The sequence below is a fragment of the Methylobacterium sp. EM32 genome (assembly GCF_040593685.1).
GTDB lineage: Bacteria > Pseudomonadota > Alphaproteobacteria > Rhizobiales > Beijerinckiaceae > Methylobacterium.
This window is the reverse complement of sequence record NZ_JBEXZS010000030.1, coordinates 26,936-39,613: the sequence shown is the minus strand read 5'-3', so window position 1 is coordinate 39,613 and position 12,678 is coordinate 26,936. Positions and strand designations below refer to the sequence as shown.

General features: G+C 69.5%; 11 protein-coding genes. 9 read left to right on the top strand and 2 right to left on the bottom strand.

The window, feature by feature from the left end; genetic code table 11:
• Window positions 1-473 precede the first annotated feature (473 nt).
• Window positions 474-1,607 carry a glycosyltransferase family 4 protein gene (locus tag ABZT49_RS04910; protein ID WP_355283794.1) on the bottom strand — a complete coding sequence of 378 codons (1,134 nt, stop codon included), beginning with the start codon at window positions 1,605-1,607 and terminating at the stop codon, window positions 474-476.
• Window positions 1,608-1,956: 349 nt separating this feature from the next.
• On the opposite strand from ABZT49_RS04910, the gene rpmI reads away from it, so the two are divergent.
• From rpmI to ABZT49_RS04870, 8 genes are all read left to right on the top strand, one after another.
• Complete coding sequence (gene rpmI / locus ABZT49_RS04905) at window positions 1,957-2,160, top strand: 50S ribosomal protein L35 (protein WP_007561407.1); 204 nt, start codon at window positions 1,957-1,959, stop codon at window positions 2,158-2,160.
• Between the two features lie 68 nt (window positions 2,161-2,228).
• Window positions 2,229-2,606 (top strand): 50S ribosomal protein L20, encoded by a 378-nt coding sequence (gene rplT / locus ABZT49_RS04900; RefSeq protein WP_048428158.1) that lies wholly within the window; start codon window positions 2,229-2,231, stop codon window positions 2,604-2,606.
• 170 nt (window positions 2,607-2,776) lie between these two features.
• Entirely contained in the window at window positions 2,777-3,859 is a 1,083-nt protein-coding gene (gene pheS / locus ABZT49_RS04895; protein WP_355283787.1) for a phenylalanine--tRNA ligase subunit alpha, read from the top strand.
• A gap of 21 nt (window positions 3,860-3,880) precedes the next feature.
• On the top strand, window positions 3,881-4,210 hold the full coding sequence (locus tag ABZT49_RS04890) for a hypothetical protein (RefSeq protein WP_355283785.1): 330 nt from the start codon (window positions 3,881-3,883) through the stop codon (window positions 4,208-4,210).
• Complete coding sequence (locus tag ABZT49_RS04885) at window positions 4,207-4,695, top strand: hypothetical protein (RefSeq protein ID WP_355283782.1); 489 nt, start codon at window positions 4,207-4,209, stop codon at window positions 4,693-4,695. Before ABZT49_RS04890 ends, ABZT49_RS04885 begins: the two co-directional genes overlap by 4 nt.
• 18 nt (window positions 4,696-4,713) lie before the next feature.
• The gene (gene pheT / locus ABZT49_RS04880; RefSeq protein WP_355283779.1) at window positions 4,714-7,137 is read left to right on the top strand and encodes a phenylalanine--tRNA ligase subunit beta; all 2,424 of its coding nucleotides are present in this window, start codon (window positions 4,714-4,716) and stop codon (window positions 7,135-7,137) included.
• Window positions 7,138-7,197: 60 nt separating this feature from the next.
• A complete protein-coding gene (locus ABZT49_RS04875) occupies window positions 7,198-8,130 on the top strand; it encodes a DUF1186 domain-containing protein (protein WP_355283777.1) in 933 nt (310 codons plus the stop codon).
• Window positions 8,131-8,508: 378 nt separating this feature from the next.
• A complete protein-coding gene (locus ABZT49_RS04870) occupies window positions 8,509-10,494 on the top strand; it encodes a HAMP domain-containing methyl-accepting chemotaxis protein (protein WP_355283775.1) in 1,986 nt (661 codons plus the stop codon).
• Between the two features lie 24 nt (window positions 10,495-10,518).
• Here ABZT49_RS04870 and ABZT49_RS04865 read toward each other — a convergent pair whose 3' ends face one another.
• Window positions 10,519-11,298: a molybdopterin-synthase adenylyltransferase MoeB gene (locus ABZT49_RS04865; protein WP_355283773.1), complete on the bottom strand. Its 780-nt coding sequence runs from the start codon at window positions 11,296-11,298 to the stop codon at window positions 10,519-10,521.
• A 154-nt stretch (window positions 11,299-11,452) separates the two neighbouring features.
• Between ABZT49_RS04865 and dapE the strand changes: the two genes are divergently transcribed.
• Window positions 11,453-12,655, top strand: coding sequence for a succinyl-diaminopimelate desuccinylase (gene dapE / locus ABZT49_RS04860; protein ID WP_355283804.1), 1,203 nt, complete (start codon window positions 11,453-11,455; stop codon window positions 12,653-12,655).
• Window positions 12,656-12,678 lie beyond the last annotated feature (23 nt).

The window sequence follows — 12,678 nt, the reverse complement described above, 5'->3', positions numbered from 1 at the left end:
GGCTCCGGACGGTGGTCCGGGCGGCGGCGGGGAGGCGGCACCCGCGGCGATTCGCGGGTTGGCCCCCACGCTAGAGCGAATGTGGGCCATCGTACGGCGGGCGCCAGGGGGGATCCGGCGCGGGGTCGGCCCGGATTTCAGGCAGGAGCGATCAAGGTGGGCGCAGGTACACCCTGTTCCGGTCAGAGCGTCGTCGCTGGCTCCAGAAGACCCCATACCCTCAGGGTCATCCTGGGGCTCGACGAAGTCGAGAACCCGGGATCCATATCCGCCGACGCTCCAAAATGGAGCGGGACATACTTCGCTTCATTCTCAACCGTCAGCGGATATGGATCCCGGGTTCCGCTGCGCGGCCCCGGGATGACGCGGAGGGTGTGAGGAATGTCGAGTGAAACGAAGTTCGTTGCGCAAAACGAAAGGCCCGGCCCCCTCGCGGGGACCGGGCCTCGTTGCAAATCAGATGATGCGGCGGATCAGACCGCCCGGAGCACCGGACGCACCGTCGCACCGTTGGCCGCACCATTAAGCGCGGCAGGCGCCCCGATGGTCAGGCCCGGGATCTTGATCGCGTCGAGGTCACCCGCGAGCAGCGACTCGTAGGCGGCGACGTAGGAGCGGGCCATGACGCTCGCGGTGAAGCGGGTCTCGAAGTAGCGGCGCACGCCCTCGCGGCTCATCGCCTTGCAGGTCTCGACCGCGGCGATCGCCTCGTCCATCGACTCGACGACCACGCCCGACACGCCATCCTTGATGACCTCCGGCACGGAGCCGTTGCGCCACGCGATGACCGGGGTTCCGGCCGACATCGCCTCGATCATCACCAGGCCGAAGGGCTCCGGCCAGTCGATCGGGAAAGCGAGCGCCAGGGCATTGCCGAGGAATTCGTGCTTCTGGTCCTCATTGATCTCGCCGATATACTCGACCAGCGGATGGTGGGTCATCGGCTCGATGACCTCGTCCCAGTACTCCTGGTCAGCCTTGTCGACCTTGGCCGCGATCTTCAGCTTCACGCCGGAGGCCTTGGCGATCTCGATCGCGCGGTCGGGACGCTTCTCGGGCGAGATGCGGCCGAGGAAGGCGAGGTAGCCGCCATCCTTCGGGTTGGGCGAGAAGCGGCAATTCTCCGCCGGCAGGCCGTGATGAATGGTCTGCAGCCAGTTGGCGTTCTCGGGCATCGGCCCGCGCTGGTGGTCGGAGATCGACACGAGCGGCATGCCCGTGAAGGTGCGATAGACCGGCATGAAGTCCGGCACGTCGAGCCGCCCGTGCAGGGTGGTGACGCATTTGTGGTTCAGGTCCTCGAACAGCGGGTACTGCAGGAGGTCGATGTGGAAGTGGATGACGTCGAACTCGTCCGCGCGCCGGCGCAGATGGTAGAGCATGGCGAGGTGGCTGGCGACATGGTCGCGGATGCCGGCGAGCCGCAGGCCCTCCGGGCAGCAGGCGACCAGCTTGGCGCTCGTCTCCGAGTCGCCGCTCGCGAACAGCGTGACGTCGTGGCCCTGCCGGACCAGCTCCTCGGTGAGCCAGGACACGACACGCTCGGTGCCGCCGTAGAACTTCGGCGGAACGGCTTCCGCGAGAGGGGCTACCTGGGCAATGCGCACGACGGATTCTCCTGAGACGCCAAACGGGGGCGGTTCACGTTGGCGGGACTTAAGCAGGATGGGGCCTGAGCGGGACATGAACGAAACCGCGCACCCACGCTTATGGTTCCGGTGCATTGCACAACGCCACCGCGAGGGCCGGTTCGTTCCCGTCTCACACAGGGGCGCGGCGCCCGACGATGCGACGATTGCGCGACGCTCCGCTCCCTGCTATAGCGCGCGCCTCGCCGAACCGCCCGGCCGTGAGGGCTGCCGTGGCGGTTCGTGTCGCTCCACATCGTCGATCGCGCGTGATCGTCGGGGCCCGCCCGTGGCGGATCCCTGGTGGAGTTCGCGTCAGGAGAGCAAAATGCCCAAGCTGAAGACCAAGTCGGGCGCCAAGAAGCGCTTCAAGATCACCGGGACCGGCAAGGTCATGTACGCCCAGGCCGGCAAGCGCCACGGCATGATCAAGCGGACCACGAAACAGATCCGCAACCTGCGCGGCACGACCACCCTGTTCGAGGGCGACGCCGCCAACGTGAAGAAGTACTTCCTGCCGAACGCCCGGTAAGAACCGGCTTCGCGCCAAGAAGACGCTTCGTCCGTAAATCTGTTTCGTAGAATCCTCAGGAGATCACCATGGCCCGCGTCAAGCGCGGCGTGACCAGCCACGCCAAGCACAAGAAGGTTTTCAAGGCCGCCAAGGGCTATTACGGCCGGCGCAAGAACACGATCCGGATCGCCAAGCAGGCGGTCGAGAAGGGCATGCAATATGCCTACCGCGATCGTAAGAACAAGAAGCGCAACTTCCGCGCCCTGTGGATCCAGCGCATCAACGCTGCGGTCCGTCCGCACGGCCTGACCTATTCGCGCTTCATCGACGGGCTGGCCAAGGCCGGCGTGCAGGTCGACCGCAAGGCCCTGTCGGAGCTCGCCATCCACGAGCCGGCGGCCTTCGTCGCCGTGGTCGAGAAGGCGAAGTCCGCCCTGCCGGCCGAGCTCGTCAAGGCGGCGTAAGGCCGATCTCTCGGCCCCGCCCCCTCAGGCGGGTCCGACCTGTCGAGACTGCACCATCACGGCCCGCCCATGCGGGCCGTTTTGCGTTGTGCGGGTCGTTTCCGGCGCCTCGGGTTGACGGGGCGGGGCGGCGCGTTGCAGGGCATCCGCGAGCCCCGATTGAGCAGACCATGACCGATCTCACCAGCCTCGAAACCGATCTCCTCGCCAAGGTCGCCGACGCCGCCGACGAGGCGGCGCTGGAGGGCGTGCGCGTCGCGGCCCTCGGCAAGAAGGGCGCCGTCTCCGAGCTGCTGAAGACCTTAGGGAGCATGAGCCCCGAGGCGCGCAAGGAGCAGGGCCCGCTGATCAACGGCCTGCGCGACCGGGTCCAGGGCGCGATCCAGTCGCGGCGCGACACCCTCGCCGAGGCGGCGCTCGCCGCGCGGCTCGCCGCTGAGCGGGTCGACGTGACCCTGCCGGTGCGCGAGGGGCCGGAGACGCGCGGTCGCATCCACCCGATCACCCAGGTGATGGACGAGATCACGGCGATCTTCGGCGATATGGGCTTCTCGATCGCCGAAGGGCCGGACGTCGAGACCGACGATCTGAACTTCACCGCGCTCAACTTCCCCGAGGGCCATCCGGCCCGGGAGATGCACGACACCTTCTTCCTGCGGCCCGACCGCGATGGGAAGCGCAAGCTCCTGCGCACCCACACCTCGCCGGTGCAGGTCCGCACCATGCGCACCGTGCAGCCGCCGATCCGGGTGATCTGTCCGGGGCGCACCTACCGGCACGATTCCGACCAGACCCACACCCCGATGTTCCATCAGGTCGAGGGCCTGGTGATCGATAAACAGGCGAACATCGCGCACCTGAAGTGGATCCTCGAAGAATTCTGCAAGGCGTTCTTCGAGGTCGACAGCGTCAAGATGCGCTTCCGGCCTTCGTTCTTCCCCTTTACAGAGCCCTCGGCCGAGGTCGACATCCAGTGCTCGCGCAAGGGCGGCGAGATCCGCTTCGGCGAGGGCGACGACTGGCTCGAGATCCTCGGCTGCGGCATGGTCCACCCGAACGTGCTGCGCAATTGCGGCCTCGACCCGGACAGCGTCCAGGGCTTCGCCTGGGGCATGGGCATCGACCGGATCGCGATGCTCAAATACGGCATGCCGGACCTGCGCCCGTTCTTCGAGGCCGACGTACGCTGGCTCGAGCATTACGGCTTCCGGCCGCTCGACATCCCGAGCCTGGTCGGCGGCTTGACGGCCTAAGAGATGCTCGAGAGGCGCACCATGACCGTGGACGAGATCACGACGATCGCCGACGAGATCCTGACCCGGTATCTCGCCGCTTCCGGCTACGAGCGGGTCGAGGTGCGCCCAGGCTACAACCAGTCCGACGAGCCCTCGCTGTTCGTCATCGCCCACATGAAGCCGGGCTCGGGTGTGACGGGGGGCAAGGAATCCAATGCCGCCAACGCGGCTCTCTGGCTCGCCTTGCGCGAGAAGGGGGAAGAGCGCTTCCCCTATCTCGATTTCGATTACCCGGATGACGAGATCTTCGGGGATGACGACGAAGACGATCGAGAACTGGATGATCGGGATTCGGAAGTGAACGCGTGATGGCGCGACTCGGCAATCCCCTCGTCTACGATCTCCTCGTCGTCGCCGACATGCTCGCCGAGCAGCGTGGGCGCCGCAACCTGCAGAAGGCGGCGATGCGCCGTGCCGTCAGCAGCGCCTATTACGCCGTGTTTCACGGCCTCTGCTTCGTGAGCACACGTGCGCTCGGCCTCTGGCGGCGAGACCCAGCGCTGACCGAGCCGGTCTACCGGCTTCTCGACCACGGCCAGATCCGAAGGCGCCTGGCCGGCCGGGAAGCGGCCGAACTCGGCCCGATCGTCGTCGAGATCAGCGCAGCCTTCGCATACCTTCAGGATCGCCGGCATCAGGCGGATTACAGCCCGCCCAGCCTGAACATCCATCGCGACGTGACCCGCAACGTCGTGGCCCGCGCGAAGCAGGCCGTCGCCGACCTCGAATCCCTCGACGACGACCAGTGCCGCCGCCTGGCCGTCCTCCTCATCACGAAGACCCGGCTCGCCTGAGCCGAGAGGTTTAGCCCCATGAAATTCACCCTCTCCTGGCTCAAGGACCACCTCGACACCGACGCCTCCCTCGACACGATCGTCGAGACGCTGACCCGCATCGGGCTGGAGGTCGAGCGCGTCGAGGACAAGGCCGCGGATCTCTCGGCCTACCGCATCGCCGCGGTGCTCACCGCCGAGCAGCACCCGAATGCCGACCGGCTGCGGGTCTGCACCGTCGAGACCGGCGAGGGCGCGCCCGTGCAGGTGGTCTGCGGCGCGCCGAACGCGCGCGCCGGCATGAAGACCGTGTTCGCCCCCCCCGGCACCTATGTGCCGGGCAAGAACATCACCCTGTCCGTCGGCGTGATCCGCGGCGTCGAGAGCCGCGGCATGCTGTGCTCCGGGTCCGAGCTCGGCCTGTCGGACGACCATGACGGCATCCTCGACCTGGCCCAGGACGCGCCGGTCGGCCAGCCCTACGCGACCTTCGCCGGCCTCGACGATCCGGTGATCGAGATCAACCTGACGCCGAACCGGCCCGACTGCACCGGCATCCACGGCATCGCCCGCGACCTCGCGGCGGCCGGCATCGGCACCCTCAAGCGCGAGCAGCTGGCGCCTGTCCGCGGGGAGGGAGCCTGCCCGGTCGCCGTCACCCGCGACTTCGCGCCCGACGACGCGCATCTCTGCCCGCTCTTCGGCTTGCGGCTGGTGCGCGGCGTCAGGAACGGCCAGTCGCCCGAGTGGATGCGCCGGCGTCTGACGGCGATCGGCCTGCGGCCGATCAATGCGCTCGTCGACATCACCAACTACGTCACCTTCGACCGCGGCCGGCCGCTCCACGTCTTCGACGCCGCCAAGGTGAAGGGCGGCCTCACGGTGCGCCGCGCCCGCGAGGGCGAGGAGATCGTCGCCCTCGACGGCCGCACCTACCGGCTCGACGACGGCGCGATCGTCATCGCCGACGAGAATGGCGTCGAGTCGATCGCCGGCATCATGGGCGGCGAGCATTCGGGCTGCGACGAGGGCACGACCGACGTGCTGATCGAATCGGCGCTGTGGGACCCGCTCACCATCGCCCGCACCGGACGGCGTCTCGGAATCGTGACGGATGCCCGCTACCGGTTCGAGCGCGGGGTCGATCCGGCCTTCGCCCTGCCGGGCCTGGATCTCGCGACGAAGCTGGTGCTCGACCTCTGCGGCGGCACCCCGAGCCAGGCCACCGTCTCGGGTGAGGTGCCGGACACCGACCGCATCATCGACTTCCCGTGGACCGAGGTGCGCCGGCTGTCGGGCCTCGACCTGCCGCGGCCGGAGATGAAGGTGACGCTGGAATCGCTCGGCTTCCACGTCGCCGGCTCGGGCGACCGGGTGAAGGTGCTGTCGCCGTCCTGGCGCCCCGACGTCGAAGGCAAGGCCGACCTCGTCGAGGAGATCGTGCGCATCGCCGGACTCGACCGGATCGAGCCCAAACCCCTGCCGCGGATCGAGGCGACCGTCATCCGCCCGGTGCTCACCGTGATGCAGAAGCGCACCCGGCAGGCCAAGCGCGAATTCGCGGCGCGCGGCCTCGTCGAGGCGGTGACTTGGTCGTTCATCGCGCATGACGACGCCACCCTGTTCGGCGGCGGCAAGCCGGAACTGGCGCTGGCGAACCCGATCGCCGCCGACCTCTCGGACATGCGCCCGAGCCTGGTGCCGGGCCTCGCCCGCGCCGCGCAGCGCAACGCCGACCGCGGCACCAGCGACGTCGCGCTGTTCGAGGTCGGGCAATGCTTCGCCTCCGACCAGCCCGAGGGCCAGACCACCAAGGCGACCGCGCTCCGCCGCGGCTCCGCCCGCCATGGCGGCGCCGGCCGGCACTGGGACGGCGCGGCGCGCCCGGTCGACGTCTTCGAGGCCAAGGCCGACGCGGTGGCGCTGCTGACCAGCCTCGGCGTGCCGACCGGCGGCCTGCAGGTCGTGGCCGGCGGGCCGGACTGGCTGCATCCCGGACGCTCCGGCACGCTCCAGTTCGGGCCGCGCAACCCAGTCGGGTTCTTCGGCGAGCTGCACCCGCGGGTGCTCAAGGCCCTCGACGTCAAGGGCCCGGTGGTGGTCTGCGAGATCACCCTCGACGCCTTGCCGCTGCCGAAGCACCGGCCGACCAAGATGAAGCCGGCGGCAGCACTTCCCGACTTCCAGCCGCTCACCCGCGACTTCGCCTTCGTGGTCGCCCGCACCGTCTCGGCCGGCGACATCCTGAAGGCTGCGCAAGGAGCCGAGCGCAACCTGGTCACCGGCATCGAGGTGTTCGACGTTTACGAGGGGGCCGGCATCGGCGAGGACCAGAAGTCCGTCGCCGTGGCGGTCCGGCTCCAGCCGACAGACCGCACCCTCACCGATGCGGAGATCGAGGCGGTGAGCCAGAAGATCGTCGCCGAGGTGACGCGCAAGACCGGCGCGACTCTGCGGGGCTGATCCCGAGACGGGCCGGCGGCGCGATGGGCGCCGCCGGCGGAGATGGGCGCGGAGGGGGCCATGGCCGAGAACGATCTGATCCAGGAATTGTCGACGGCGATCCATCTGCCGGAGGACGCCCTGCGGCGGGCGGCGGCGGATCCGGACGAGCTCCTCCTGCCGGTCATGGTCTTCCTCCTCCGCGCTGCCGATGCCGGCATCGAGGAGGGCACCGAGCCGCTGAACGACCGCGAGTCGAACGTGCTGTTCTGGGGCATCCACGTCCTGGCCTCGACCGGCGAGAGCCGGATCCACGAGCCCTTGATGCGTCTCCTGCGCCGCGACGACGAGGCGATCTCGTCGGCGCTCGGGGAGGATTACCCGATCACCCTCGCGGGCCTGATCGCCAGCACCTTCGACGGCGATGCCGACCGCCTGCTCGCTGCCATCGCCGGCGAGGCGCCCGACGGCCTCGTGCGGATGGAGCTGTTCCACGCCCTGGCGCTTTTGACCGCCGACGGCGACATCGACCGCGAGACCGTCCGGGCCTACCTGGTCCGCTTCGACGACGAGCGCCTGGGCGATTCCGACGAGGAGGCGTGGCAGGGCTGGGAAGATGCCGTCGCGCTGCTCGGTTTCGACGACCTCGTTCCCCGCCTCAAGGCGGCGCGCAAGGATGGCCGCAACACCGGCCTCTTCATCGACTGGGAATCGGTGCAGGAGACCCTGAAGGAGGCCCGCCTGCGGCCGAAGAGCCGCGAGCGCTTTACCGCGATGAAGGTGGGCTACCTCGACGACCTGATCGGGGCGCTGGAGCACACCCGCGAGGGCGCCGACGCTCACCTGCCCGACCTCGACGAGGACGGCTACCCGATCCCCGAGCGCAACCCCTACCGCGATGTCGGCCGCAACGATCCGTGTCCGTGCGGCAGCGGCAAGAAATTCAAGAAGTGCTGCCTCGACAAGGTTGAGCAGGGCCTCGCCGCCCTGCCCCCGCTGCCGCCGGGGCGGTGATCTCGAAGGGGCTGGACCGAGCCGGAGGGGGCGACGATCCCCCACGTCCGCCGCTCCGATCTGGCGAGGACGCCACGCCACATCGTCGGACCGGCGCGGCGCACGGGGTCACGGCCTCTCCGTCCTGCGCGAGGTGAACGCTCACGCAGGACGCCGCGAAGGCCGGCAGGTGCAACTGCTGGCATGCTTGGTCAACGTCACGCGACGTGCCTGCTCTTCGGCGAGCGGTGCTCACCGTCGGCTTGGCTCGCAGCATCGTCAAATCAAGAATAAAGTCCTATTCATCGTAAGCCGGGTAAATTTTACGGAATTTTCCGAAATCTGTCGCAGCGTCACCGCCATCTCTCTTTGGCGGGTGACGATCCGATGCGAATCCAAATGCGTGCACGCCTGTATGGCGGCTTCACGCTTCTGGCGATCCTCGCGGCCGCGATGGGCGGCTTCGCGTATCGGCAGACCGGCAGCCTCGACGGGATGTTCGACATCAAGGCGCAGCTGGAGCGGGCGGCCCGCGAGCTCTACACGCTGAACGGCCTGACCGACCGCTTCCTGGCGCAGAGCCTGACGTACCGGATGACGCCGAGCACGGATGGGGCAGCCGGGATGCAGGCCAGCCTGACCGAGATGACGCAGCTCGCCGACGGGCTCGCCGAACGGGCCATGTCGGACGAGCGCCGCGTGCTCTATGCCGGTCTGCGCGACCAGTCGAACCGTCTCGCCGCGGAGCTCCCCAGGCTGGTCGCTCTGGGCACGCAGATCCGCGAGAACAAGGCCGGCGTCTACAGCGCGGGCGACGACCTGACCAAGGCCTCGGGGGTGCTCGTCGCGCAGCTCCGGTCCGGCGGCGACGACGCGGTCCTGGGCCAGGCGGTGGAGATCGAGCGGACCCTGCTGCTGTTTCGCGTCATGAACTGGCGCTTCCTGGCGACCACCGATCCGAAGACCCGCACGCTCTCGGCCGCGACCTTCACCACCGCCGAGGCGTCGGTCGGGAAGCTGAAGGCGCTGAACCTGACGCAGGCGCAGCGGCGGGACCTCGCCACCGTCGAGGAGGCCCTGCATCGCCTCAACCGGCACATCACGGCGGCGGCCTCTGCGATGCTCGAGAGCGAGGCCCTGTACGAGCAGAGCCTGAAGACCAAGGCGGAGGCGCTCGCCGCCACCGGCACGCAGGTGCGCGCCAAGCTCGATGGGGTGCTCCAGGACATCACCACGCGCAGCAGCGCCACCATGGCCGCGACGAAGCAGGTGCAGGTCGCGCTGCTGGCGCTGATCCTGGCGATCAGCGCGGCGTCCGCGGTCCTGATCGGGCGCAGCATCACTGGTCCGATCTCCGGCATGACCCGGGCGATGAGCCGCCTCGCCGCGGGCGAGACCGCCGTCGCGGTCCCCTCACAGGATTCCAGCGACGAACTGGGCGAGATGGCCCGCGCCGTGGAGGTGTTTCGGCAGAACGCGGTGGCGCGCCTCGCGCTGGAAGTCGATCAGGCCGCGCAGGCCTCCGCCCGCCAGCGTCGCGCCGACCGGGTCGACGCGCTGATCAGCACCTTCCAACAACGGGTCGCGGGCTCGCTCGAGATCGTCACTTCGGCCGCTTCCGAGCTCGACGCGACCGCCCGCTCGATGAGTCAGGTCGCCGACGGCACCAACACCCAGGCGGTCGCCTCCAGCGCCGCCGCCGAGGAGACCTCGGCCAACGTCCAGACCGTCGCGGCGGCGGCCGAGGAGATGGTAGCCTCGCTGCGGGAGATCGAGCGCCAGGTGGTGCATTCCCGAGAAGTCACCGGCCACGCCGCGCACGAAGCCGAGGCCACCAACGCCGCCATGGCGAGCCTCGGCACCGCCGCGACCCAGATCGGCGCGGCCGTCACCACGATCTCGGCCATCGCCAGCCAGACCAACCTGCTCGCGCTCAACGCCACCATCGAGGCGGCACGGGCGGGCGAGGCCGGACGCGGCTTCGCGGTGGTCGCGGCGGAAGTGAAGGAGCTGGCCGGCCAGACCGCACGCGCCACCGAGGAGATCGGCGGGCAGATCACGGCGATCCAGGCCGCCACCGATCAGGCGGGCGCCGCCATCCGGCAGATCAGCGGCACGATCGCGGAGCTGAACGAGATCAGCAGCGCGATCGCCGCGACGGTGGTGGAGCAGACGGCCGCCACGACGGAGATCTCCCGCAACGCGAACGAGGCGGCGCGTGGCACCCGGGACGTTTCGTCCAGCGTCGCCCGCGTGCGGTCGCTCGCGGACGAGACCGGCGGCGCGGCCGCGCAGGTGCTCGCTGCCGCCGCCGACCTGGCGACGCAGTCCCTGACCGTCAAGCAGGAGGTCGACGGCTTCCTCGGCGAGATCCGGGCGGCCTGACGCAGCTCGACGGCGGGACGGGTCTCAAGAGTCCGTCCCGCTCAATGGATTGCCCGGGTCCCAGGCATAGGACAGCGTCTCGAAGCGCAGGGAGCGGGCATCGACCATCAGCAGGCGGCCGACCAGGGGTTCGCCGAAGCCGGCGACGGCGCGAATGACCTCCAACGCCATCAGCGAGCCCATCAGCCCGGCGAGCGCGCCCAGCACCCCGGCCTCGGCGCAGGTCGGCACCGAGCCGGCCGGCGGCGGGCTCGGGAACAGGCAGCGATAGGTCGGGTTTGGCTGGCCGTCAGGCCCGGTCTCGTGGGCCCTGATCGTGGTGAGCGAGCCGTCGAACTGGCCGAGCGCCGCGGTCACCAGCGGCCGGCGGGCGCGGTAGCACGCGTCCGAGACGGCGTAGCGGGTCGAAAAGTTGTCCGAGCCGTCGGCGACGAGGTCGTAAGGAGCGATCAGCGCCTCGGCATTCTCGGGCGTCAGTCGGGCGGCGTGGGTCTCGACCCGGACGTTCGGGTTGAGCCGGGCGATCGCGTCCGCCGCGCTCTCGACCTTCGGCCGGCCGAGATCGGGCGTGCCGTGGATCACCTGGCGCTGGAGATTGGAGAGCGAGACCGTGTCGTCGTCGACGATGCCGATCGTGCCGATCCCGGCCGCCGCCAGGTACTGGATCAGCGGCGCGCCGAGGCCGCCGGCGCCGATCACCAGCACCCGCGCCGCCTTGAGGCGGACCTGGCCGGGGCCGCCGACCTCCCGCAGCACGATGTGGCGGGCGTAGCGTTCGATCTCGTCGGGGCTGAGCGCGGTCATGCGGCCCTGGTTAAGCGAGACGCCGGCCGCGGGGAAGAGTTTTGGAGGAAGAGCCTCGACGGGGAGGGGTACCGGTCGCGGCGGTTCTCATCGGCGCCGTTCGGCGCTACGGCTCTCGGGGATCGTGAAGCTCCTCGAACCCACCGGCTGCTCCGTGACCGACGCACATTCCCCCCTCGCCGATTCTCCGTTGGTCCTGGCTCAAGGGCTGATCCGCTGCCCCTCCGTGACGCCGCACGAGGGCGGGGCGCTCGCCTACCTCGCGGGGATCCTCAGCGAGGCCGGGTTCACCGTCGAGCGCCCGGTCTTCTCGGAAGCGGGCACGCCGGACATCGAGAACCTCTACGCCCGCATCGGCGAGGGGCCGTGCCTGCTCCTGGCCGGCCACACCGACGTGGTGCCGCCGGGTGACTCGTCAGCCTGGCGCCACGACCCCTTCGCCGGGACGGTCGAGGGCGGGGAATTGTTCGGCCGCGGCGCCGTCGACATGAAGGGCGGCATCGCCTGCATGCTGGCGGCGGTGCTGGCCTTTCTCGCGCGGCGAGGGCCGGATTTCGGCGGCGCCATCGCGTTCCTGATCACCGGCGACGAGGAGGGGCCGGCGGTGAACGGTACCGTCAAGCTTCTCGACTGGGCTAGAACGAGAGGCGAGCGGTTCAGCCACTGCCTGCTCGGCGAGCCGACCAATCCCGACAGCTTGGGCGAGATGATCAAGATCGGCCGGCGCGGCTCGCTCACCGCGACCCTGACCGTGCACGGCGTCCAGGGCCACGTCGCCTATCCGCACCGGGCCGAGAACCCCATTCCAGGCCTCCTGCGCCTGGCGCAGGGACTCCTCGCCAGCCCGCTCGATGCCGGCACGGGGCATTTCGACGCCTCGAACCTCGAATTCACCACGATGGATGTCGGCAACCCGTCGACCAACGTGATCCCAGCCGAGGCGCGGGCGACCTTCAACATCCGCTTCAACGACCTCTGGACGCCCGAGACCCTGGCCGCCGAGCTGGAGCGGCGCCTGAAGGCAGCGGCCGGCAACGCCGTGCGCTACAGCCTCGACGTGCGTCCGACCAACTCCGTCGCCTTCCTGACCGCGCCCGACGCCTTCGTCGAGCAGGTGGCCGACGCGATCGAGGCCGAGACCGGCCGCCGGCCCGTCCTCTCGACCACCGGCGGCACCTCGGATGCCCGTTTCATCAAGGATGCCTGCCCGGTGATCGAGTTCGGCCTCGTCGGGCAGACGATGCACCAGGTCGACGAGCGGGTGGCGGTGGCGGATCTCGACCGGCTGGCGGCGATCTATGGGCGGGTGCTGGACGCGTATTTTCCCGCCGGACCCGCGACGCCGCGTCAGGCTTGACCGGCATTAGACGAAAGTCGAAT